We start from the raw sequence: 23,488 nt of genomic DNA on the forward strand, positions 1-23,488 counted from the left end.
TACCATGAGCAAGAAACAGAAGACTTACACCGCAGAATTTAAAGTTGAAGCAATAAAATTGATTGAAGCCAATCAAGGCAATGTATCGGAAACAGCCAGACAACTTGGCATTTCAATGCAAACTCTTTCAAATTGGAATAATAAAGCAAAGACTGGCACCTTAGCAGGCACTAAACAATATTCACCTGATCTAAATGCCTTACTCGAAGAAAATAAAAAGCTCAAACAACAGCTCAAAACAGCTGAAATGGAACGTGAATTTCTAAAAAAGGCAGCAGCGTACTTTGCGAAAGAAAGTCAGTAAGGTACGCCTATATGAAACAGCAAAGATATTTATTCCCGATTAGCTTTATGGCTAGATTACTTCACGTTTCAGTGTCACGATTTTATGATTGGCTAAAACGAGGCATGAATAAAAGATTGGTTCAGCGAAATCAACAGACAATTTTGGTCAAAATAGCTCATGAGGAAACTAAACAAAGCTATGGCTATATTCGATTAACTAAGCATTTACAAGCGCAAGGTATCAAAATCAGTACGTATGCTGTACGTCAAATAAAAAAGCTCAACCAGCTGTATTGTAAGCGTCATAAGCGTTTCAAAAGAACTACGAAGAGTGATCATAATCGAGCGATCTACGCAAATTTACTAGAGCAACAGTTTTCAATGACTAAGCCCAATCTTGCATGGTCAAGCGATATTACATACATTTGGACTGCTGAAGGTTGGTTATACTTGGCAGCAGTAAAAGACCTGTACACGAAACAAGTGGTTGGCTATAGCTTAAATGAGCGTATGACCGCACAACTTGTTTGCAATGCACTGACTATGGCGATTCGTAATCAAAAACCAACGAAAGGCTTAATTATTCATTCGGACAGAGGCAGCCAATATTGCAGCCATGAATATCGAAAGATACTGGAAAAATGTGATTTTCAAGGTTCAATGAGCAAACGTGGGGACTGTTACGATAATGCACCGATTGAAAGTTTCTGGGGCATACTCAAGAATGAATTAGTGCATCATTGCAACTATAAAACCAGAGATGAAGCTAAAGCAGATATTACAAAATACATTGTGTTATTTTATAATCAGCGAAGAATTCAAAAGAGTTTGGATTTTAAAACGCCAAATCAAATAGCAGAGAACTTTTATCGGTTAGCTGCCTAGCATATCCCAAGTGAAAGTCTCCTGCTAATTCAGCACATATCAGGTTTGAATGACGCGGACATTGACCACAGTGATGATCAGGCGACCAAAGCAGGTTGGATACAGGCGAGTCTTGAGAAGATTAAGAGTACGCCTTTTGCGCTAGAGCCTAAGCACCTGACACACTAGATGTACCCGAAAAGGGGCTAGTGAGACTAACGGACACGTTAGCTGGTGGATATGCGATGCAATTGATCTAAATTAATTTCAAAGCACCAGAACCGGCTCAGTTGTGCCCAAAGCGGATGTTCGCAAAAAATAATCTTCTCTTGATACCGCAGATTAAAGTGGATGTTCGATATGGCCTTTTAAAGGTAGAAAACTTAGTATTTAGACGCCTACCTTCTAGAGAAATAACGCAAATGAATAAAATGCTACCATCAACTTAAAATCATGATATGTCACGGCAAACTTCACACTTTCTAACTGTTGGCATAAACAACATACCATCCATCTACTGAAGTAGAAATTTTTTGAAATGTGCCGATGGTGTATTTTCAAGCATATTGCCACGACAAATAACGTAAAGATTTTTGTAGGGGGTGATCCCTTCAATTTTAACGCTTCTTAGTCGACCACTCTCGCACTCATCGACCACAGACGAAGAGATCACCAATGAAATACCCAAGCCTGCCTGTACTGCCCGTTTAACCGCCTCTGTGCTTCCAAGCTGCATAGATACACCAATAGAATCTGCCACGCTTCCGAAAAAATGCTGTAACAGACGCCCTGTGCCGCTACTTGTTTCTCCCCCCAGCAATTTCTCTCCCTTCAGCCAATCTAATGGAATACTCGCCAATTTGGCCCACGGATGCTCCACCGGCACAATCACAGCTAGTGCTTCACTTCGCCAAACGCATGCATCAAATCCCTCTCGTTGATCCCACCATTCCATAATGGCCACATCGACTTCAAAGTTTTCCAGTTTTTTCACAATGGTAAGATTATCGCCAATGACTACATCAAAATTGCAAGTTGCTGTTTTCTTGAACCGCCTCAAGTGCGGTGGCAATACATAGATGCCGATATTCGAGCTCGCGCCTATTACAAGACGATTTGTGTCGAATAATGCGCACGCTCTGGATCCGGTGCGCACTAGGTTTTCCGCATAAGGCAAAAACACTTTGCCTTCCTCTGTGAGCGTACTACCTGCGTTGTTTCGCACAATCAGATTGACACTCAGCGACTCTTCTAGGCGCCTAACATGCTGAGTCACAGCTGACTGTGAGAGCCCTGTGTGCTTGGCTGCTTCACGAAAGCCACCCCGATTCACGACAGCCAGAAAAGTAACTACGCGTTCAAGATTGATCAATTAACGCCTTCCAAAATTGGATTATTGATAGCATCGGATGGCCTTTGGCCGGTCAGTGCCTGTAAGATATTATTGGCTGCTAGTTGCTCGATTTCGAAACGCACGTCGTCGACCGCAGACCCCAAATGTGGGGTGAAAAATGTTTGCGCTGTATTGGTCAGTAACTCCTGCGGAATAGCTGTTGGCCTATCAACACGGATCCACTCTTCCAATTCGAAAACATCTGCCGCATAACCCGCCAATTTTCCAGATTCAAGTGCTTCGGCAACAGCTAATTCATCGACAACTGAACCACGACACGCATTGATCAAGTAGCTTCCTGTGCGCATTGTGCCAATTGTTTCTGCATTCAATAAGTGCAAAGTTTGCGGCGTCATTGGCAGCATAGGTACAACAAAGTCACTGCTACTTAATAATTCATCGAGACTCACCTGTCGTGCATTCCAGGCCTTTTCCTGCTCTTGATTCAAGGCGATGTCATCGCAATAAAGCACCCGCATATCAAAACTCGATAAGCGCTTCGCAATCGCTCGCCCGACCGCACCCATACCGATGATTCCGAGTGTGCGTCCTGTTAAACCCGTTCCGTATAGTTCCGGTCTCCACCCGTTAAATCCGTGAGTTCGGATACGGCGATCCCCCTCGGCCAGATGGCGAGTCAGGCCAAGAAGCAATCCAATTGTCAGCTCCGCCGTTGGGATGGTCAGAAGGTCCGGCACGATGCTGAACCAAATACCACGGCGGGTACAAGCATCGACATCAAAGTTGTCATAGCCTTTGAGTGCTGCACCTACAATCTTCAATTTAGGGCAGGACGCAAGAAAATCATCATCGATACTGTCAGGCATGAATACCATCAGTGCGTCAGCATCCTTTGCTCTCTCCAGCAATTCTGCGCGCGACATAGTATCGCGGGTCATGTTGGGAACGACATCCGCAACAGATTGTAAATAATCGATAATTTCAGGATGAACCCAGTGGGTAAGAACTATTTTTTGTTTCATGTGTATACCTGATTTTTTATATGGGTTAGCTACTTGAACTTGCGACGCAAGAATGAACTGAATGTATCAACTAGCGTCACCATCCCAAGAATGACCAGCAATATCGCGGATACTTCTTGGTATTGCATAAGACGCAGCGATCCTATCAACTCGAAACCTATACCGCCGGCACCGACCATTCCCATCACCGTTGAGGCGCGAAAATTGTATTCCCACCGATAAATCGCGGTGTCGGCCATTTGCGGTAATACTTGCGGAAAAATGCCATGAAATATCACTTGTAGCGGGCTGCAACCTGCGGCCTGCGCAGCTTCAACTGGTGCTTGATCTGTATGCTCAATCGCTTCCGCAAAAAACTTAGCGATCATGCCGATTGAGTGCAGGCCTAATGCCAACACACCCGGCAGTGCACCAAAGCCGACAGCTGCCACGAAAACTATACCCATAATAAGCTCAGGAACAGATCTCAACACATTTAACAGAGCACGCGCAGCCTGATAGACCGCTGGATGTGGACTGGTATTGCGTGCAGCCAAAATACCCAAGGGCACGGACAAAAGCACAGCGATGGCGGTTCCAGCAATACTCATGGCTAAGGTATCGAGCACTGGCTTGACCCATGCTCTCCACTCACTAAAGTTGGGAGGGAACATCTCACCAATGAGACTAACAAGACTTGGCACGCCTTCGCCTAAACGCTCACCATCAAATAGACCAACGTAATACCAACATCCGACGACAATAGCTAAAATCAATATCACATACCTAACTACTCGATTCCAGCTTTGGCGCTGCTCTGACAATATGGCTTCGAAGTTCGTATTCATTGTAGAGACCTCAAAAAATTAGAACTTGGAAAAATCTAGCTTTAGCAAACTACCTAAATCACGCACGACATCGTAATCCTTATCTGTTGCAGGCCCGAATCCATCAGCCTTGAATGGTTTCAACACGTTCGGATCTTTCAAATCGAGGAAGGCAGCACGAATTTTTACTTTTAGCTCTGGTTTTAAGTTAGAGCGCATAGTCCATGGGTACTGAGGAAACGGTTTTGACTCCACTAAGACCTTCACTTTGTTTAGATCGATCAAGCCGCTCTGAACGAGCGATTTGAAAATGGGCTTGCTCAGACCACCGGCCTGCGCGTGTCCATTCTGAACTGCCATCGCCACTGCATCGTGAGCGCCTACGAAATGCTCCTTGTAATCCTTTCCGGCAAATAATCCTTTATCAGCAAGCATTGATTTGGGGATCAGGTGGCTGGATGTAGAGGCCTTGTCACCCCAGGCAACGGCTTTTTTCTTGATATCTGTGATGTTGTTGATGCCCGCCGCCTTATTCACAATTAGCACTGACTGATAAGTTGTTGTGCCTTTTTGTTGCATTGCTGCAAATGGTTCAATCTTACTTTTCTGTTTGGCCAATACATAAGACAAGGGCCCAAAATATGCAAGATCAATACGACCGAACCGCATTGCTTCAATCATTGATGAATAGTCAGTGGTAACAATAAGCTCAATCTTTTTGCCCAGAGCTTTTTCAAGATACATCTCTAGAGGCTTATTATTTTTAATGACGGTTGATCCATTTTCATCAGGCAAGAGAGCAACTTTTAATGTGCCGGGGTCAGGATTAGGTGCGGCATATGTGACACTACCTAAGAGGCAAAACGATATTAGAGCCAGTACAGCGAATAGCTTTTTCATGGTTATTTCTCCTCAGTTCTTAAGTTAAACAATGGTTATGAGTAATATTTGGAATGTTTGAATTCAATTACGCTTTTTGTTCATAGAGTTCAGTTACATGCGTTTGTGTCAGAGCCGCTGGTATTGCATCGAACACAACCTTGCCATGAGCCAGACCGACGATTCGGTCAGCATAGCGTTTAGCGAGATCGACTTGATGTAGGCTGACTACAGCGGTTATGCCGTCTTCTTTGCATATCTGGTGTAAGAGCGCCAAGACTTTGTTGGCGGCTGCTGGATCAAGGCTTGCCACAGGCTCGTCTGCCAAAACAAGTGCCGGTCGCTGCGCTAATGCCCGAGCTATACCCACGCGTTGTTGCTGACCGCCACTTAACTCATCCACTCGTGAGAGTGCTTTGTGAAGTAGCCCAACGCGGTCAAGGCTGTGTAATCCAATAGATTGATCCTCCTTCGATAGAGGAAAAAGAGTACGAAGCGTCGAGTGATAACCTAGTCTACCCATTAGCACATTTTGCAAAACAGAAAGTCGACCAATTAATTGATGCTGCTGGAATATCATGCCAGTACGCCGACGATGCTCTTGCAATATTTTTTTGTCCAACAATGAACCTAACATTGTAATGTTTATATTGCCGCTAGTGGGTTTTTGCATCAGGTTAAGACAACGGAGCATTGTTGATTTGCCTGCACCAGAGGCACCGAGCAACACTGAAAACTGTCCCTGTTGAAACGTGAGTGAAGTTGGATGCAACGCAATCATTTGTCCGTACTGGACGGTAATATTTTGAAGTTGAATCATTGCTGCCAGACCCTCGTTGTTGTAATCAATCTTTATTTTTGATTACGAAATCAGATAATGAGGTGAGCATAACGACTCAATGTTACAGTTTTATTGCGAGCAATTAGCAATCGCACTCAAACGCTTGGCTATAAGACTTCCAATTGGTATGCAGTGAGGCGCCGGTAATTGGCGGAGCTAGCTGGGAGGGGTTTAGCAGGATTTTAAGGCACACCCTGGCGTCCGCTTCTGGCCGAACGCAGCTGGAAGGCTCAAAATAGGTCGAGACACATTAAAATTACGTCACTACTCATAAGTGGCGATTATGTAAAATCGTTTGCGTGGCTTTTAACCTACTACTAATCAATACAGAGAGTGCTGTGGATAAGTGTCTTTACGGATTCCTTTTACTACAGACTCGTTGAAGTTGTAGCAAAACTCGAAGTACAAATATTTTATTTTTGGTGATGCGCGGCTATTTGAAAAGTAGCGAAGTTGTTGCGCTTTAGTGAGCTGGAATTTGAATAGCAGCATGAAATATGTTTGTTATTTGGACCGCTTTAATGGGTAAAATTCGGCTGGGAGTTTCGCTACAGCCTCGTTAGGCATGGCCATGAAAATATTCCTAGATAGTAATATTGTTAGGCACTCTGCAACTACATATCGCACTATGGATATCTATTTTGGCGGGGGTAATGGTTAGAACTTCTCCTTCCTTCAAATTTTGCTGTCGCGCTAGACCGCTAGCATGGATGAAAAGTCGCTTTTCAGTGAGCGTCATGCCGTGTATCGCTTCGACCAATTTATTGCTTTGTGCAACGGTACTTAAACCGTATTTCTTTTCCTTAGCCATTAAACGCATCCGTTAAACTATAGCGTTATACTGACTTAATAAAACATTGTCGTCAATAGGTCGGAATCTGTCGTCTTTAAGGTCGGAATCTGTAGTCTTATGGACGCTGTAATCGTTACACTGCAATGGTTACAGGCTGGCTAAAAGCTTTAAAAGCTTTAAAAATATATAAAAGAAATCGCAAAATAATTTAGATCAAAAGCGAAAAAATAGAGCGGCTTTTGAGAAGAAAAACAATGAAATTGCTGTGCCGATTTTCAGCAGAAAATTGGATGCTTTTGAGGAATCAGGAACGAAGAATCACACCCCTCAAAAAAGGGGTGTGATTGGAGAACTACAGAGCAGCAAAAATATGCTGTCCTGTAGACCGAAGTTTTACTGGCATTGCCAACTCAACTTTGGATTTGTACCGCATTCAGCAGTCAATGCAGAAGTGCATAGACTGCAAACTGAAGCAGCAAGAGTAGGATAAAAACATGCACTTATTTAAATTAACTGACGAACAACTCGCACAAATTCTTATCCCGAAACGATTTGTACCACCTACTCCACCTGAACATGAAGGCAAGAATATGGTCTATGTATTTGATAGTGAGGATAAGTTTGAACTGACTTATGATGAGCTGGTGGAAATCATTAGCAAAGCTAGAATGGCTGGTCCGAAGTTGATACCTGTCTTAGGCACCGTGAATTAAATTGTGCAGTGTTCGCACGCCACTTGAAACATAACTTGATTGGAAATGAATTTGGGCTGAGAAAAATTCAGTTCAAATTTAACCTGACGGGCACACTAAAAAATGGGTAATTGTCAGATCGAGTTTGGACTACAACACTTTAGCTCATCGATTTACCAAAGTGCTAATCTTTACACTATTGTCTAAAATCCAGTGACCAAATTGTGATGCTAAAGCTTTTAAATTCCCTTTATTATGAATCAAAGTTAGTATGATGCTTTTCATAAAGACAGTTTACTTATAACCAGAGAGATTTTTAAACAATTCCCCTTTTAGTTTGCTTAGGCTATTTCAACCAGAGTTCATCTTTTTGCATCATTTTTAACATTAAATTAAATATAACCAGCGGAGTAACATTTTTTTTGTTAGAGCCGACAACTCTTTGAAAACTAAATTTAACGGTTCGCTCAGGAGCATCCAAATTAACTGGGTAGTTTTGTTTTTCTAAATACAGATGATCTCCTAACATTGGCTCTATACCAGTAATAAAATTAACAATTTGTTGCTCATCACCTTTCATTCGGCATTGAAAATGTAGAAAATTCTTACGCAGTTTTCCAAATAATAATAATATTTTAAGCGCCTTAACCATGTTCTTTTCTTTCAGTGCATCTTGCTGCCTATCATCTTTATAATGAAAATCAAGGAGAGGAATTATTTCATCTGGACGAGTCAGTTTTTTAGCCTTTTCGTAAAGTTCATCAAACCAACTCTCTTCTAAATTCTTACTATAAACATAATTCGTTTTTAAATTAAATTTTTGGCGATCCATCCATTTAGTGCTCATCCATTGACATCGTTGCATCCATTCTTGAGCTTGGGTATCTTCGCTTAAACGACCTTCTCTAAAACTTATCAAACGTTGAAAAGGTGTCAGAGTACTCTTCTCTATACTAAACTTCTTTTCTTGTCGGCCAGCCATCGTAACTGGCTGTGTTTGCTGATAAGAATTAAACCATTTCTGCTGCTGAGTATAACGATTTAGGTTTATGTAGTCTGTACTTGACTTCACTGGACTAAAACACTGTTCTAATACTTTTTTTGAAATGATACACGGCGAATTATAAATTCGATCGACTGCTAATAAATCCAAAACATGAAGGTAATTTGAAGCCGTTTGCTCAATACTGCTATGCCCCATCCAAGAGGCGAGCACCTGCCATTTATGTTGAATAATCTCTTCTTGAGCACGTGCTTTCATACCAAACAATAAATCCCTCATCTTTTTTGCTTTTACCCAAGGACAATCTGTGTAGGTCTTGATCATTTCTTTTGAACCGAGCAAAGTTATTGCTAGATAGTTAGCAGCACTGTGGCGTAATGTATGAAAACTAAAGCCATGATGCATACCTAATATTTGACTAAACAAATCTACTGTAATTTTGCTGATACATTGATCAGTTAATACACGATGATTCACACTAAAAAGTAGATCATCCTGCTGATTAACCAAATATTGCTCATAACGATGTTGTATGTAACGTTGTACTACTAAAAACTCATGTTCTGACAATGCAATTTTCAATGGTATTTGACGATTCGCACTTCGCGTTTTCAGACGGCGATATGAATTGTCTTGGATATGAAGCGTGATATTATTAAAAACTGTATTTTCTTTTTCTTTATAAAGTAGCTCTGGGCAAATAATATCTTGTATTTTAAGACAACGAACTTCATTTAATCGAAGTCCAGTTCTATAACTTAGTAAATACATCAGCTTTAAACAACTCAGATGATCGACCCACTCTGATGCCGTTGGCTCTTGACTTAAATTTTCTAGTTTTTCCAATAATTTGCCAAATAGCAAAGGACTCACTAGCCGTGCATTGCAAATTTGTAAATGCTTAAAACTTGAATTCTGTAGCACCAATACCCCTGGAGCATCATAATTCTCTATACAGAATTGATGAAAATCTTTTAGGCGACCAAAACGGTATTCTGCGCTTTGGTGCATCTTACGAGAGGTTTTTCCTTTCACCGAATCTCGTTGAACTGCTTTTTCATCACGTTCACTGCTGTATTTCAATAGCTGCCGATATAAATCCTCATAGTCATCTATGGATTGTTGCTTTAAATCTAATTTATTGAGCCAAATCTCAAATATAAATTCTTTGCCAAACGATCCTAAGTAGCTTTCAATAGTTGATAATTGAAGCCCTCGTTTTTTTAAATGCATTAACCAGTGAATTAAGCGTAGTTGAGCATCAATTAAAGACTTTTCCTCTGTATTAGCATCAACTATCTTCTCCTCTAACACCCTTCTAGTTTCTTGCCAAAAACGTAGCGTGCGTTCTTCTTTATTCCTCTTTTTATCTAAACGCTCAACTTTTTGACCTTTACGTTTCTTTTGACCAAACAACATCAACTCATACGGAATCGTTTGTAATTTGCTTTGAACAGTCGGAACTTCAGGAAGTAACTGCTCTTGTTCAAAATGAATAGGGCGATTATCTGGTTCTGTGACTTGATTGTAATCATTATTCCACAGCAATCTAAATTCGGATGGCCTTAAAGCAACAGTATTAATCTCTTGCTGAAGCACATTACTCAAAAATATATCTATGCTGAGGTTTGGATTAAATTCGAGTACCATTTGCACATCATTAAATGCACGAAATCCACGGCGTTTAATTTGATATTGCAGATCCCCAAGACTTTTTTTCCTGCCTATCTTACTCAAGCTTTCTAAAATACAATCTTCAACTGAATGTTGCAGACAAAATTCTTTCTGAGTAGCTTTCAACTTTTTTAAATATTGCAAAATGAACTGCGCATATGGGTTAAAAAAAACATGTTTCCATTGGTACAACTTTCCCTGTTCTACATCGTTGCCATATTGAGAGTTTTCAACACGATAATGTAGTAACAATGGATTAGTGATTTTTTTGTAGTCCGAATGGTATAACCGAAAACAATTCAGATCTGTACCAAGCTCAATGGCCTCCTGCAATTGCTTCTGAATAGCAATCAAATGCTGTTCATCTGCACAGCCTGAAATATATATAAAACTTAAGCATAAATTTCCCCATAAGTACTTTGGTTCATTCCAATATTCAAATGAATCTTGCCAATACTGCCTTAATTCCTTAAGTACATGGATATGTAGATGCCCCTGTTCTAACCGTGACTCTGTACTCTCAATTTTTCTAGGCAGTACGATCCGTTTAGTATGTGGATTTAGCTTAATTCTGTATGATTTTTTATCTACATTCTGGTTGAATTGCTTCCTTCTTTTATTAAATTCATCTTCAGTAAATTGCATCAGTTTTGATTGTTCGTCTCGGCTCAACTTTTGACTCAAACAATCAACACTATCTTTAATGTCATGCCATTTTTCAGCGATCTGCTGATCAAGTTTTTGCTGCATTTCTTTCGTCAATACTTCAGGTGGAGAAGGCTGTCTATCTAGCGACTTTTTCACCATTTTATGAATATCAACAAATAGATCATCTAGTTGTGGTTTTATTAGTTCTTTGATTTTTTGCATACAACTATTTTCGCTCTAAGTGTTTAATCGATAAAGATTTGACATTATCTTGCAATTGCTGGCGGGCTTGCTGTACATAGACATTCGGGATAAGTGAAGAATGCGGATGAAAAGCCTCTCGGTCACGTTGGTCATGACCATACAGGGCCTGAATTAAGTGAAAAGCTAATGCTGGTTTACCCTCTTGCTGCTCATGCATCAAAAAGTTCATGTCAAAATGACGTAACCAATTCGAATACATATTCTTTGGAAAGACTCCTTGCATATATGAATTCACCCATTTTCTCGATAAAGGGATTAACTTAATTTTCCTGCTCTGCCATTCTTTGACAGTTATCGGCAAGATATCTTTACTAAAAATGACCTTACCAAAAAGATCATTTACAGTTATCTTCTTCTTTGCAAAGACTTGTCTAAAAAATGAACCGTACGCTTCAATAATTTGTTCTAAAAAGGCAGTGTAATTTTGCAGTGTTTTTATGAAAAAATCAGATAAAGGGATAAAACGACCATCTTTTCTTGCTTTACTATTTTTTTTATCATTCACATATAAAAGCTTGAGCTCAACACAATAATCATCCAAATTCCCCAACAGGTTTTTTTTAGGCCGACTTGCCAAACTCAACAAACTGATATGCCACATCCAACACGCATATGCATTAAGTTGATTAATAATGTGCTTATCTTCTTGGATGTTTTCGTGACAATGTCTATGTAAAATATGGAATTGCTCTTTCACAAAATTGGGTTCAAGTGCCAGTTGGCTCCCTATCCTTCCTATAGATAATGCAGATTGCACTTTGAATTGTTGTTGCAATATTTTTAGTTCAGCCGTGTCTTCAGTAAAATGTGTGGAATGTGGTGTAAGTGCTTTTTCTAAAAAGGCTAGATATGTGCTACTGAGTTGAGTTTTCGGTAGCCCGCCATAATAGATACCAGGCATGTGATGCTGACTATCCCGCCCAGCAATTACATGAGCAAGATATTCATTATATGTTTCATAATATATATGAAAATATAATTGAGCCTGCAGTTTTTCTACAGTGATCGAACCTACAAACCGATTATCAAGCCAATTCTTAAGTTTCGTATTAATGTGTGTTGATGAAATTAGTGGATTCGATGCTTGTTCTATATAGTCAAACCAAGCAGAAGGTAAATGTAGTTGATGTGTCATCACTTCATTCCACCGCACATGATTTAAGCTCTTAATCTTCTGCTCTGTAATTTTAAGATTTAATTTGAGTAAATATTCGCGACGTCTACTTGAACCATTCTGGATCAAAATTCCATCTTGAATAAGCTCGTTAAAATCCATCAGTGCGACGGGTGATAATCCCGTCAAAAGTGACAATAAACATGCTGCAGCGATTGCAGCATCCCTCCAGTGCCCGGATAACTCGGTTCTCAACACATAAACAATTTGCTTCAGTATATCTGGCGCCAAATAATGTGGATTTGTAACAAAAGGAGCATGACGGCGCTGGCGATGCCGCATTAGATGCGTCGCATTATCGCTGAGTATATAATTTAAATTTTTAGACTTTTCATCTTCTGAATAAAACTCCATTTCAGGATCTAATAGATCAACTTCACCCTCTTCATCTTTGTGAAGAGCGGCATCATAAATACTGATCTTTGCGTTATGTCCAATATCTACTTGCTTACCCGTTTTAATTTCACGAAATTTTTTGAGTTCATTTTTCGTCGGCCATTGCAAAACTTTACTTTTTTTTGACTTACGCTGACGATGAACAACACGACGATCATCAAGTCTTTTAAAAATTATTAATAGAGCCGATAAATACTCTATGGCTTGTACTTGTTTGAAATCTTTAATATTAAAAAGTTGATTACGATCCTCCTTTTTCAAGTTACGTTCGTACATGACATAGCGATTTAGTAGCTCACTGCATTCTTGAAATAATTCAGCATGATTAGAATCCAGAACATATCGTGATACATAGCGAAAGAGATCACAAACATGTTTTTGCTTATTCTCAGCTTTATCAATTTTTGCAAATTCTTGATACTGCCGATATGTTAAAAAACTCGCTTGTAGAATCAAATAACGTTCAGACGACAGCTCTTGAGTATTACTAGTAGTCGGGCATGCAAAATAACTTAAAGAAGCTAGATAATAATATTTACCTAATTGTCTAGAACTAGATATATAGCCATATATCTGTTGTGCTTCCTTATATAGAGCATGGGCTTTTTCACGTAAATCATCTGATAGATCGACAAATTGTGTATTCACAACATGATTGCGTAATAAACAATAATCTTTTTGGAATTTTTCTGCTAAATCTAAGAATTGCTCTTCTGTTTCAATCTTTGGCATATTCGCTTTCGCTTAATTTTTTATCAAATTGCATTGGTTAAATTCATTACGATCTGAACAATTTGGTAAAAGTTGATCTTTTATTGAACTCTTTGTCAGCTTAAAAAATCTAGCAAAAAATTTAGCATCCAGCTCTTTCTGAGCTTTTCTCTCAAAGCACAAGTGTTGCTGTGATTTTTCGATAAAATCATCAAGATTATGTATCAACTGTAAGATTGCAACATAATTAGAATGTACACGTAAGCATGGCTCCGTTTGCATTAATAGCAATATTTTTTGCCAAATTTTCACATAGATTATTTTGAACTTTGCTTGTACTACTACTTTCTGGCTCTGTTTAATCTTTTTGATTTTCAGTAGTTCTGAGTTAATTTTTACTATCTTAAATTGAACATTTTGTCGCTCAAAGCAAAAGGGCATGATAAATTGCCCCATAAATATCTCTATATTTTTTACTAAATAGTCAAATTTTAACATTTTTATCGATATAAAAAATGAGCATATCTTTGTATATTAAAATTCATTTAATTTATCAACTAAATTTTCTCAAAATTACAATTATCAACAAATACATATGGTTTACTTATCATGGGTGGTCTAAATTTTAAAAATTCTTCCACTTTTTTTTAGTTTTCTGTTATTACATGAAACAATACCGTTGTATTACATTTTGAAATGCTGTGTATGCAGCATTGATCAAAAAGATTCTCTGCTATACTTACTTCACGTGTAGCATCAATGGAGTTTCGAAATGCTCAGAACCACTGAACAGAAAAAAAAATATATTCAAGCGACACGTGCGCAAAACTATCAAGCCAGCCTAAAGCTTGAAGGCATTACAACGACAGCTCAAACAACTCAACAAAGTAAAGCTGAAATCTTGCAAAAATATAAGAAGTATTCGCAACCCGAAACTTAGTCAGGTGCATGTATGGATAAATATGGGGAAATGGGTGACAGCCTGTATTGTTACCCTGGCACAAATATCCTAAAGAACAAACTCAATATTCATGATGAACAAATTTTAGAACAAGCTGAACTAGAACTGTCTGGATTGGCAAGTAACTTAATTGAATATGCTGAACCACCTTACGACTTACAATACTTAAAATCAATTCATGCGCAGCTCTTTGGCGACTTATACGACTGGGCAGGAAAGTTAAGACAAATCGATATTTCCAAAGGTGACACCCGTTTTTGTAATTTTTCCCGTATTGAAATTGAAACCAATAAACTACTCAAACCGCTTCAAGAAAAAAAATACTTTCAAGGCTTAGCACCACAACAACTGATTCCTCAACTTGCCGACTTGTATTGTGAGCTTAATGTCATACACCCATTCCGTGAAGGTAATGGACGTACACAACGGATTTTCTTTGAGCATCTGATTGCTCATTGTGGTTATGGTATTGATTGGTCTCGCATTGACTCTCAACAACAATGGATTCAAGCCAATATTGAAGGTTTTTATGGTAATTTAAATCCATTAATTAAGATTTTTGAAATATGCTTTATTCAAAATACCTAAAATTTAAGTAGTCGAAGCCCACAATCCTTAATGAGCCATCATCTTTGCTTCAATCCACTGATTAATTTCCCAAATAAACCAACAATCACGATTCTTAGAAATCTTAATACTCTTCGGGTAATTTAGGATCGTAATATTCAGATTACTTATCCAGAATTGAATAGATCGTTAACTTAGATAGACTTTTAAGCAATGTAACTTGCCGCATGTTTATCAACATATGTCTCAAAAAAGTCTGCCCATACATAGATTTATGGCGTTTAGTGCTTAAATTTCAGATTAATCTTCGTCTGATGACCTGAATGGATGTTACAGATTACATGCAGGTGAATTACTCTGTGGCTGTATCATGGCTTTTGTGCAATCCAATCCATTTGATCCGAATGTTCTCTTTTGCAATAAAGCAGCCTCTTCTGCTTTTCCTGAACCAACGAACTATGTCATTGATTTGATTCAACCGACAACAGTGATGCTGAATCAAATCTCCAAAGAAGGGATTAAATGCAAGAAATGTGGTAAGAAAAAGATAGGGGATGGAAGTTATTATCCGTCTAATTGGAACCAGCCCATGAGTCGAGATCAGTTGAGTAAGAATCATTTTAAATGAATAAGAGAAGGATGGCTTACCTCACTTCTCCGAATAACAATGCTATGCTTTTCAACCAAGGTTATAAATTGGCAACTACATTTCATTCTTCTTCATGCTGGTCCTATAGCCTGTAGACAATTACTACATCATTTGCATTCAATGCTCAATACAGCCTGTCAGCAGAACCGCAGCGATACTTTTTTTCGTGCATACATGTAGTGTTTAAATCCATTCATTTTTCAATGATCCTCTGCCGTTTATCACATTTATGGTCGATCTTTAACCTTGTGAAAAATGCACATACCGATCCCTTCAAACTGTCAAATTTATGTATGCATGACATTTAAAGAAAATTATCTGATCAATTTTTTTAGGTAAAATTCATCAAGAAAAAAGTTATTATTATTCATAACATCACCAATAACCACATAAAAACAATAATTTAATAAATTATTCTTCCAATTTTTTTATATTTAGTGTTATTACCTCTAAATCCATGTTTACCACCTTCTATTACATAAGTAATTTAGAAGTATCCACGATATAAATTGCTTGCCCTCACACCTCTCCCCTCTCACGCCCAAAAAATTTATACTGAAAGGCAGATTAAGCCCGTTCGAGTTACATATAGCCGCATGCTATATTGAAAGCATTAAGAAAATATCCTCAATATTTATAGGATTTTTAAAGTATGAACTAATTTTCGAAGAACCCTTTCTAAGTAATGTGACCTATTAGGAAAAATGAAAATACTGAAATCTCCGTATCAACAATCAGTCAAAGTACATCCTGATGATTTTCTGTAACCGATACCCAAGGACTATACCTACCCTTCTGATGTGCTGTGCAACAAAGCCCTCCTTAGCCACACTATAGCTATAGATTAATTCCATTATTTTGTGATTTAATTAAATTATTCATTCTTAAGACCCAATTTAATGGATTTATATTTCACTAAACCAGAAGAAGTTGTGACTCTTTTAGGTGAGCGTTTACGTAAGCAACGACTCTTTCTGGAGATGTCTCAAGCTGAGGTAGCAGCACGCGCTGGTGTCGGCGTGAATACAGTTTCGAATCTTGAAGCGGGACGAAATGTATCTGTTGAAAATTTAGTCCGTATTGCAATGGTCTTGGGTCGATTAAACGAACTTCAGGAACTATTTAAACCTCAGCTTAACAGTGTGAATGACATTCTTCGCTATGAGAGTCAAAGTAAGCGCCACCGTATTAAGAGGAAGGGATAATGCTCAATAGACTTAATGTTTATTACAACGGTTGGGGCGAATCATGGTTATGGGGAACGCTGATTAGTTCAACAGCCACGACAGGTAGACCCACCATTGCTTTTGAATATAGTCCAGAAGCAATACAGCAAGGTGTTGAGCTCTCTTCTTACTTGCTGCCTTTAAAAGGTCTACCATTCAGACAAGGTTTTCCTACTCATCAAATGGGACTCCCAGGTCCAGTCTATGACGCTTTACCAGATGGTTGGGGCATGATGTTGATGGATCGATATTTCAAAAAAATTGGCTTAAATTCAGCACGAATTGGACCTTTGGAGCGTCTGACCTATATTAGTAGTCACGCAATGGGTGCCCTCTCCTTTGAACCTTGTGTTGCTGACATGCAAACCTCAGAAAATATCCCTTTACAACAACTGGCCCAGGAAGTTCAAGAAGTACTCAAAGGTGAAGGTGGTGAATTTCTACAGCATTTATTGGTCATGGGTGGCTCCCCTCAAGGTGCCAGACCAAAAGCGTTGGTTTACCGAGATCCTGTCAATTTAGAGTTTTCGACTCAAGATTCTGATCAACATGAAGCCTGGCTGATTAAGTTTCCTGCTCAGCAAGAGCATCCTGAAGTCTGCGCCATTGAAGCCGTCTATGCAGAATGTTTGCGACTTTGTGCAATTGAGACTCCAGATACCCATTTCTTTAATTTGCCCAATGGTTTAACGGCTTTTGCTTCTAAACGATTCGATCGTCAAAATGGTATGCGGATTCCAATGCAGAGTTTGGCTGCATATACAGGAGCAGACTATAAAGTTCCAGGTAGCCTAGACTATCGCAATTTTCTCCGGGCAACCTTGATGTGTACGCAAGATGTACGAGAAAGATTGCATGCTTTTAAACGTGCTGTGTTTAATGTGCTTTTCAATAATCGGGATGACCATACTAAGAACTTTTCATTTCTCATGGAGAAAAATGGTCAATGGAAATTGGCTCCAGCCTATGATGTGACCTTCTGCGAGGGTCCAGGTGGTTATCATCAAATGGACATTATGGGAGAAGCGCTCAATATTTCCCGAAATGACATACATAAACTCGGTACTTCAGAAGCTAATCTGACTACTCTAGAAGTCGATGAGATCATCTTGACCATGCGTGAAATTGCACTTCAATTTAGTCAAATTGCGCAGCGCCTGTATCCCCATCAAATTCGAGAATCTACCCTACAGATGATTCAATCACGGATTCAACAGAATATTGATTTTTTAACTGAAACCTAAGCGTAAATATAAACTAAGCGCCAACCATCAACTGCAAATAGACTTTGATATAGTTAGTCGCTACATAATCTGTAGAACCTGTGAATTAGCTCTCTTTATAATCACGAATATTAGATGGATCACCGCTAAGATATATTCTGCAAACGTGAAATCACTACATCCAGATCGAAAATCACTAAGAAAAAACTGTCACCAAAAAAAGGTCTGCACTATGGATAGATGCAGACCAAACTCTGGATAACTACCAGCACGAGAAATATGTCGCAATTTTGCATAGACATGAATTTGATAAAATCAGCCCAGAAAGCCAGAAATTCATAAAAACTATTTCATCAATCCCCTATAACTTAATCACGTTCATGGTCGATCTTAAATCTTGTGAAAAGTACTCATGCTGACCTAGCCAAACTGTAAAACTCATGTATTCATAGCCTTTAAATGAATCTTTCAATCGGTATATTTAAGGTAAAAACTAGTAATCAGAAGTTATTATCACCCCCATATAAAACAAGGATCAACTTAAAAACAATAACTTAGTAAATTATTCTTCCATTTTTTTTATATTTAGTGTTATCTTTAGAACTAGAATTCGGTAAATTGATAAGTTCTTTGAGCATTTCACAAATTAATCCAGTCAACAGATAACCATACTGATGCCCTTCTTGTTCAATTTTAGTCCATTGAGTTAAACCAGCCAGAATTTTATGTTCCGTCACAATTCTCTTTTTTTTAATAGTAACCTGGATTTTTTCTGCAGCAGCATACAACTCATTCTTATTTTGAACGTCGAAATCTTTGAAAATAGCTTTTTTTTCACCAAGTGACTGATTTACCCACTTTTCCAATACTTTGATTTCTTCGTGTAGATCTGACAATCCATCAGTATTAGTCATACAGTTACCATAATTTTTCAGGGTAAAAATTGATTTTCAGGTTTCGTTCTAACTTGAGCTTGAAGTTTTTAGGCAAACCAAAATATTTTTTATAAGTTCTTTGAGTCAATTTTTTAACACAACGCTGCGGTTTTGACTCCACTCTCATATGTTCTGATAACTTCAGACTTAAGGCCTCGGACAATTGAGTAAAAAAACAAGTAAATAGCACAGCATGCACCTCTTTATGTTGGTGCTTTTTAACCTCTTCAGTTTCTTCAGGAGCTACATCAATTGTATCGAGTAACCACTTTAAAATTTCAAATTCATCAACGTTTTGATTGTCTTTTGCTGCCTGGTCAAGCATTCTTTTGATTTCATCATCCATCTTATTTTTAAGATCCAATACAAAATCTTGAATAAAGTCTGGTAAATCTAATATCAAAACGTAACTTAACTTGGTGAAAACTTCAGGTGTTTTTTTTGCATGCCCAATTTTTTCTATCATGACTCTCTCAATCGATACTGGCTATACAAGCTCAATACAGTTGAAATGGTTAATTTCTAAATTTACTACTTAGGCCCAACAGAATATCTTTAGCCTAAAAATACCGATTATGATGTTATATGTTTCTATCCAGCTAACACAGAACAGCTCAATGAGTTAACGTGATATATCACGTAATAACTTTACCATTTGATTTTCCAATATCAAAGTATCGCGATGTCTATATAAGGTTTATCAACAAATCAAAATATTTAAATTATTTGCCAGTAAAGTTATGAAGTTATGAAGTTATGAAGTTAGGTTATTTAATCTTATAGATTGAATAACCTCTTCCATTCTCTATTTTATTTAAAACTTTTATCAACGAGCTGCTTAAAATCTTCTAAATTCTGCTCTGCCAGTGACTCTAAAGCTATTCTTACAATACTAGATCTGTTAACACGAGCGTTATTACTTTTGATAATTAACTCATCAATTAATTCACTTAATTCTTGGTTCAAAGAAAAGGTACAACGAACGAATTTCTTTTGTGAAACTTCTAGATCCTTAACTCTTTTATCAGCTCCAGATATGAAATTTTCAACCAGTTTATCCTGATCTGAAAGCTCGTCAGTTTTCTTTTTTAAACCGCTAAGACCTGCCATAGTTATACTCCTAAAAACTCTTGAGCTATCCCTTCAATTTCTGCTTTTGCCTTAGGATCACTTGTTACTTCAAAAACAGATAAGCCATTTTCATCTGCATCATCATAAACATTTCGATTTGTCGTGATGTGGTCTAATGCTTTTATTCCGAACGATACACAGGCTTCTTTAGCATCTAAAATTCGCTGTACTTGTGACGGTAATGTTGGGCATTGTGTAATGATTGCTCTTGCATTCAAATCTGGATTCACTGCTCGTGCCAGTTTTAATACTTGTTCCATATGATCCAAAGTCTTTAGATCTCTACGTTTAGGCCTAAAAGGCAAGAGCATATGTGTTGCTATAGTCATAGCAGAACGTAATGCTTCCGAATCTTGTCCACCAGCATCAATGATAATATCTTCATATCTTTTTGATAAATCTTTTAAAACTTGACGAATATTGCCTGAAGCTTGTACAGATGGAATATTTTTTAAATCCTCATTCTCATCACGTTCTTTAATCCAGTCAGTTGTTGTGCCTTGAGGATCTGCATCTAGAAGCAGAATATCTCTATTCTTTTCTTGTAAATAAACTGCTAAGTTTTGGGCAAGGCAGCTTTTACCAGCTCCGCCTTTTTCACCACCTACTAAAATAATCATAAGTTATGTAAGTTACGTAATTTTGTTGAAAATAATGTACAAGTTTCAATCTCATGAATCAACTATTGTGAAAAATAAAGTTAAAAAAAAGTTATCCACAAGTAATGTTCTTTTTTAATTTTATATATATTTTATAAATTTATATTTATAGAACCTCTGAATGCCTTATGAAGTCCAGTTTTCAGAGGTTTTATATGGACGTTTTCCTGACAATAAGTAGACATTTTCCTTTATTTAAATGGACGTTTTCCTGACAATAAGTGGACGTTTTCCTTTATTTAAATGGACGTTTTCCTTTATTTAATGGACGTTTTCCTGGCATAAATAGATCTTCCATTAATGGACATTAAATGTTAATGTCTATTAATGGAATTTATTTCTTTAATCACAATATGGCAAATCTAATTTATAAAGACAATAACTTGATTGAAGCATCTTATGCATTGACTCTGTCTGAACAACGCTTAATTTTAGTTGCAATTATTGCAGCTAGGGAAATTGAAAAAGAGCTTACATCGGATACATTGCTAACAATACATGCGTCTGAATACATGAAGCACTTTAATTTGGGTCGTCAAGCGGCCTATGAGGCTCTTCAGGGAGCGTGTGATAACTTATTTGAACGTAGACTCACCTATAAGGCCATAGATCCTGTTACAGGTAAGCCAGCGGTCTACAAAAGCCGTTGGGTATCAAAAGTTGGCTATGTTAAAGAAGCTGCATGTGCTCAACTAATTTTTGCTCCTGATATTTTACAGCTTTTTGTAAAACTTGAAGAAAAGTTTACTCGTTATGAATTAAAGCAAATTTCTCAATTATCTAGTGTATACGCTATACGGCTGTATGAACTTTTGATTAGATGGCGTAGCAAAGGCAAGCTATATATTAGTATGGTTGAATTGCGTGATAAGTTAGGTCTACTTGAAAATGAATATAAAACCATGGGAGATTTCAAAAAGCGTGTATTGACGGTTGCCATAGATCAAATTAATAAACTTACTGATATCGACGTAAGTTATGAGCAGAAAAAAGAAGGGAGAACAATTACACATATCGAATTTTCTTTTAATCAAAAAGCTTCCTTAATTGTTAGTGATAAGGTACTGGAACCTGCATATCAGCTGACACCAAAACAATCTATATTTTTCGCTCAAAAATTGTGTGACCTTATCAAATATCCCGAATTCGGGGGGAAATATGCCAATGTAGGCGAAGAGATCGAAGCGTTTAAAGAAAGGATTTCACTTGAACTCCTCGACCCTGAAAAGGTAAAAAAGTATTATTCTGATTTGTTAAAAGTGGGCTATAAAGAAAAATATAAATCAGAAAAGTTATCATAACCTGAATAATAGAAATTTTTATTTTGAACACTACAAACCTATAGGAAAAATTTAGTCTGCCCTGGTAACCCTAGGGCGTGTCCTCATTTGAAGAATTGGTTTTAAATACTTAAAATCCTCCTTTGAGTTATTTTTATTTCTATATTTTCAATGGCACGTACTCTTCTTACCGATGATATCTGGCAGCAAATTCAAGATACTATGCGATTACATGGTTGCTACCGTTCAAAAAATAGTAGAAATATCATGGAAGTGATCTTATGGAAACTGCGTACAGGCGCCACATGGCGTGATATTCCTCAAGAATTTTGTCCTTGGCAAACTGCTTATAATCGTTTTAATCGTTGGGCAAGCAAGGGATTGTGGAATAAATTTTTTTTAGATTACGAGGCGTCTTGGATCAAGAATGGGTATTCATTGACGGAAGCTACATACGCGTGCATCAACATGCAAGTGGAGCTCGGAATGGTTTCGAAAGAGCAATTGGACAATCACGTGGTGGACGAACAACAAAAATACATCTTGCAACCGACGCGAATGGATTACCGATTGATTTTAAAATCACTGGGGGTGGCGTCCACGACAGTCAAGTTGCAAAACAACTGATTGATACTGTAGGCGAGGCAACTTATCTCATTGCTGATAAGGGGTATGATGCTGAGCACATTAAAATATATGCCCAGAACAAGGATATGATTCCCATTATTCCATTGAGATCAAACAGTAAGAGATCGAATAAGGTGTTTGATAAATATCTATATAAATTAAGACATTTAGTTGAAAATGTGTTTGCGAGATTGAAGCATTTCCGAGCGATTGCAACCCGATTTGATAAGCTTGCACGAAATTACCAGTCTATGATTTACATTGCTTGCATGTTTATTTGGTGTCAAGCCAAATGAGGACACGCCCTAGTTTTATAAACTGAAAATTATATGTTCCACTAGTACGAAGAACTGATCTGGATTAATTTGCCAGAAAGATGAAATTATAAAGTTACATAAGTTATGTAACTTACACAACTTACAATCTTATGTAATCCTGAGTAGAGTGATGCGATCGAAACCTCTCCCGGTAATGCTTGTCAGGGATTTGTCCATATATGGAAGCGCAGCACTGAAAATTACAGGTTCCACTAGTACGAAGAACTGATCTGGATTAATTAGCCAGGAAGATGAAATTATAAAGTTACATAAGTTATGTAACTTACACAACTTACAATCTTATGTAATCCTGAGGAGAGTGATGCGATGGAAACCTCTCCCGGTAATGCTTGTCAGGGATTTGTCCATATATGGAAGTGCAGCACTGAAAATTACAGGTTCCACTAGTACGAAGAACTGATCTGGATTAATTAGCCAGGAAGATGAAATTATAAAGTTACATAAGTTATGTAACTTACACAACTTACAATCTTATGTAATCCTGAG

General features: G+C 37.9%; 21 protein-coding genes. 9 read left to right on the forward strand and 12 right to left on the reverse strand.

The features are described 5' to 3' along the window. Positions 1–4 precede the first annotated feature (4 nt). Positions 5–1,170, forward strand: a protein-coding gene (locus ACG916_RS18015; protein ID WP_085947552.1) for an IS3-like element ISAba21 family transposase whose coding sequence is annotated in 2 segments (ribosomal slippage) — positions 5–263 and positions 263–1,170 — 1,167 coding nt in all. Because the reading frame shifts where the segments join, the coding sequence is not laid out codon by codon here. Positions 1,171–1,663: 493 nt separating this feature from the next. On the opposite strand, the gene ACG916_RS18020 is transcribed toward ACG916_RS18015, so the two are convergent. From ACG916_RS18020 to phnC, 5 genes are all read right to left on the reverse strand, one after another. After that, on the reverse strand, positions 1,664–2,521 hold the full coding sequence (locus ACG916_RS18020) for a LysR family transcriptional regulator (RefSeq protein WP_264361666.1): 858 nt from the start codon (positions 2,519–2,521) through the stop codon (positions 1,664–1,666). Continuing rightward, positions 2,518–3,525 (reverse strand): phosphonate dehydrogenase, encoded by a 1,008-nt coding sequence (locus ACG916_RS18025; RefSeq protein WP_044432324.1) that lies wholly within the window; start codon positions 3,523–3,525, stop codon positions 2,518–2,520. Before ACG916_RS18025 ends, ACG916_RS18020 begins: the two co-directional genes overlap by 4 nt. Before the next feature lie 29 nt (positions 3,526–3,554). Further along, complete coding sequence (gene phnE, locus ACG916_RS18030; protein ID WP_004757464.1) at positions 3,555–4,352, reverse strand: phosphonate ABC transporter, permease protein PhnE; 798 nt, start codon at positions 4,350–4,352, stop codon at positions 3,555–3,557. A gap of 18 nt (positions 4,353–4,370) precedes the next feature. Continuing rightward, positions 4,371–5,231, reverse strand: coding sequence for a phosphate/phosphite/phosphonate ABC transporter substrate-binding protein (gene phnD / locus ACG916_RS18035; RefSeq protein WP_078390316.1), 861 nt, complete (start codon positions 5,229–5,231; stop codon positions 4,371–4,373). Between the two features lie 67 nt (positions 5,232–5,298). Continuing rightward, entirely contained in the window at positions 5,299–6,030 is a 732-nt protein-coding gene (gene phnC / locus ACG916_RS18040) for a phosphonate ABC transporter ATP-binding protein (RefSeq protein ID WP_078390317.1), read from the reverse strand. A 1,308-nt stretch (positions 6,031–7,338) separates the two neighbouring features. Between phnC and ACG916_RS18045 the strand changes: the two genes are divergently transcribed. Further along, positions 7,339–7,557, forward strand: coding sequence for a hypothetical protein (locus tag ACG916_RS18045; protein WP_000550047.1), 219 nt, complete (start codon positions 7,339–7,341; stop codon positions 7,555–7,557). Between the two features lie 325 nt (positions 7,558–7,882). Here the strand turns inward: ACG916_RS18045 and ACG916_RS18050 are convergent, their stop codons facing one another. From ACG916_RS18050 to ACG916_RS18060, 3 genes are read right to left on the reverse strand one after another with little or no spacing between them, the layout of a single operon-like run. Next, the gene (locus ACG916_RS18050) at positions 7,883–11,083 is read right to left on the reverse strand and encodes a tyrosine-type recombinase/integrase (RefSeq protein WP_006582679.1); all 3,201 of its coding nucleotides are present in this window, start codon (positions 11,081–11,083) and stop codon (positions 7,883–7,885) included. Positions 11,084–11,087: 4 nt separating this feature from the next. Further along, positions 11,088–13,427, reverse strand: coding sequence for a hypothetical protein (locus tag ACG916_RS18055; protein ID WP_002058482.1), 2,340 nt, complete (start codon positions 13,425–13,427; stop codon positions 11,088–11,090). Positions 13,428–13,439: 12 nt separating this feature from the next. Next, entirely contained in the window at positions 13,440–13,904 is a 465-nt protein-coding gene (locus tag ACG916_RS18060; RefSeq protein ID WP_000911011.1) for a hypothetical protein, read from the reverse strand. A 274-nt stretch (positions 13,905–14,178) separates the two neighbouring features. Here ACG916_RS18060 and ACG916_RS18065 point away from each other — a divergent pair, with 274 nt between their 5' ends. The 5 genes from ACG916_RS18065 (at position 14,179) to ACG916_RS18085 (ending at position 18,053) form a co-directional block, all read left to right on the forward strand. Beyond that, positions 14,179–14,346: a YhfG family protein gene (locus ACG916_RS18065; RefSeq protein ID WP_002125865.1), complete on the forward strand. Its 168-nt coding sequence runs from the start codon at positions 14,179–14,181 to the stop codon at positions 14,344–14,346. A gap of 12 nt (positions 14,347–14,358) precedes the next feature. Further along, entirely contained in the window at positions 14,359–14,955 is a 597-nt protein-coding gene (locus ACG916_RS18070) for a putative adenosine monophosphate-protein transferase Fic (RefSeq protein WP_004658347.1), read from the forward strand. A gap of 349 nt (positions 14,956–15,304) precedes the next feature. Further along, positions 15,305–15,562: a hypothetical protein gene (locus ACG916_RS18075; RefSeq protein WP_004726728.1), complete on the forward strand. Its 258-nt coding sequence runs from the start codon at positions 15,305–15,307 to the stop codon at positions 15,560–15,562. 920 nt (positions 15,563–16,482) lie between these two features. Further along, complete coding sequence (locus ACG916_RS18080; protein ID WP_000366814.1) at positions 16,483–16,788, forward strand: helix-turn-helix domain-containing protein; 306 nt, start codon at positions 16,483–16,485, stop codon at positions 16,786–16,788. Then, entirely contained in the window at positions 16,788–18,053 is a 1,266-nt protein-coding gene (locus ACG916_RS18085; RefSeq protein ID WP_000934717.1) for a type II toxin-antitoxin system HipA family toxin, read from the forward strand. Before ACG916_RS18080 ends, ACG916_RS18085 begins: the two co-directional genes overlap by 1 nt. Positions 18,054–18,586: 533 nt before the next feature. On the opposite strand, the gene ACG916_RS18090 is transcribed toward ACG916_RS18085, so the two are convergent. From ACG916_RS18090 to ACG916_RS18105, 4 genes are all read right to left on the reverse strand, one after another. Further along, positions 18,587–18,946 (reverse strand): hypothetical protein, encoded by a 360-nt coding sequence (locus ACG916_RS18090; RefSeq protein ID WP_005245139.1) that lies wholly within the window; start codon positions 18,944–18,946, stop codon positions 18,587–18,589. A gap of 4 nt (positions 18,947–18,950) precedes the next feature. Next, positions 18,951–19,433 carry a transporter gene (locus tag ACG916_RS18095; protein WP_419286660.1) on the reverse strand — a complete coding sequence of 161 codons (483 nt, stop codon included), beginning with the start codon at positions 19,431–19,433 and terminating at the stop codon, positions 18,951–18,953. Between the two features lie 344 nt (positions 19,434–19,777). Beyond that, the gene (locus ACG916_RS18100) at positions 19,778–20,077 is read right to left on the reverse strand and encodes a hypothetical protein (protein WP_004969894.1); all 300 of its coding nucleotides are present in this window, start codon (positions 20,075–20,077) and stop codon (positions 19,778–19,780) included. A 2-nt stretch (positions 20,078–20,079) separates the two neighbouring features. Beyond that, entirely contained in the window at positions 20,080–20,718 is a 639-nt protein-coding gene (locus ACG916_RS18105; RefSeq protein WP_004726798.1) for an AAA family ATPase, read from the reverse strand. A 392-nt stretch (positions 20,719–21,110) separates the two neighbouring features. On the opposite strand from ACG916_RS18105, the gene repM reads away from it, so the two are divergent. Beyond that, complete coding sequence (gene repM, locus ACG916_RS18110) at positions 21,111–22,058, forward strand: replication initiation protein RepM (protein WP_010117601.1); 948 nt, start codon at positions 21,111–21,113, stop codon at positions 22,056–22,058. Between the two features lie 150 nt (positions 22,059–22,208). Then, a protein-coding gene (locus ACG916_RS18115; protein WP_419286659.1) for an IS5 family transposase occupies positions 22,209–22,960 on the forward strand; the annotation gives its coding sequence in 2 pieces (ribosomal slippage) (positions 22,209–22,437 and positions 22,437–22,960; 753 coding nt in all). The last annotated feature ends 528 nt before the right edge of the window (positions 22,961–23,488 follow it).

Source organism: Acinetobacter legionensis, assembly GCF_048552295.1.
Classification (GTDB): domain Bacteria; phylum Pseudomonadota; class Gammaproteobacteria; order Pseudomonadales; family Moraxellaceae; genus Acinetobacter.

Coding starts and splice junctions, on each gene's coding strand:
- ACG916_RS18025 (WP_044432324.1), bottom strand. CDS start 3,525: ATGAAACAAAAAATAGTTCTTACCCACTGGGTTCATCCTGAAATTATC.
- phnE (WP_004757464.1), bottom strand. CDS start 4,352: ATGAATACGAACTTCGAAGCCATATTGTCAGAGCAGCGCCAAAGCTGG.
- phnD (WP_078390316.1), bottom strand. CDS start 5,231: ATGAAAAAGCTATTCGCTGTACTGGCTCTAATATCGTTTTGCCTCTTA.
- phnC (WP_078390317.1), bottom strand. CDS start 6,030: ATGATTCAACTTCAAAATATTACCGTCCAGTACGGACAAATGATTGCG.
- ACG916_RS18045 (WP_000550047.1), top strand. CDS start 7,339: ATGCACTTATTTAAATTAACTGACGAACAACTCGCACAAATTCTTATC.
- ACG916_RS18050 (WP_006582679.1), bottom strand. CDS start 11,083: ATGCAAAAAATCAAAGAACTAATAAAACCACAACTAGATGATCTATTT.
- ACG916_RS18055 (WP_002058482.1), bottom strand. CDS start 13,427: ATGCCAAAGATTGAAACAGAAGAGCAATTCTTAGATTTAGCAGAAAAA.
- ACG916_RS18060 (WP_000911011.1), bottom strand. CDS start 13,904: ATGTTAAAATTTGACTATTTAGTAAAAAATATAGAGATATTTATGGGG.
- ACG916_RS18065 (WP_002125865.1), top strand. CDS start 14,179: ATGCTCAGAACCACTGAACAGAAAAAAAAATATATTCAAGCGACACGT.
- ACG916_RS18070 (WP_004658347.1), top strand. CDS start 14,359: ATGGATAAATATGGGGAAATGGGTGACAGCCTGTATTGTTACCCTGGC.
- ACG916_RS18075 (WP_004726728.1), top strand. CDS start 15,305: ATGGCTTTTGTGCAATCCAATCCATTTGATCCGAATGTTCTCTTTTGC.
- ACG916_RS18080 (WP_000366814.1), top strand. CDS start 16,483: ATGGATTTATATTTCACTAAACCAGAAGAAGTTGTGACTCTTTTAGGT.
- ACG916_RS18085 (WP_000934717.1), top strand. CDS start 16,788: ATGCTCAATAGACTTAATGTTTATTACAACGGTTGGGGCGAATCATGG.
- ACG916_RS18090 (WP_005245139.1), bottom strand. CDS start 18,946: ATGACTAATACTGATGGATTGTCAGATCTACACGAAGAAATCAAAGTA.
- ACG916_RS18095 (WP_419286660.1), bottom strand. CDS start 19,433: ATGATAGAAAAAATTGGGCATGCAAAAAAAACACCTGAAGTTTTCACC.
- ACG916_RS18100 (WP_004969894.1), bottom strand. CDS start 20,077: ATGGCAGGTCTTAGCGGTTTAAAAAAGAAAACTGACGAGCTTTCAGAT.
- ACG916_RS18105 (WP_004726798.1), bottom strand. CDS start 20,718: ATGATTATTTTAGTAGGTGGTGAAAAAGGCGGAGCTGGTAAAAGCTGC.
- repM (WP_010117601.1), top strand. CDS start 21,111: ATGGCAAATCTAATTTATAAAGACAATAACTTGATTGAAGCATCTTAT.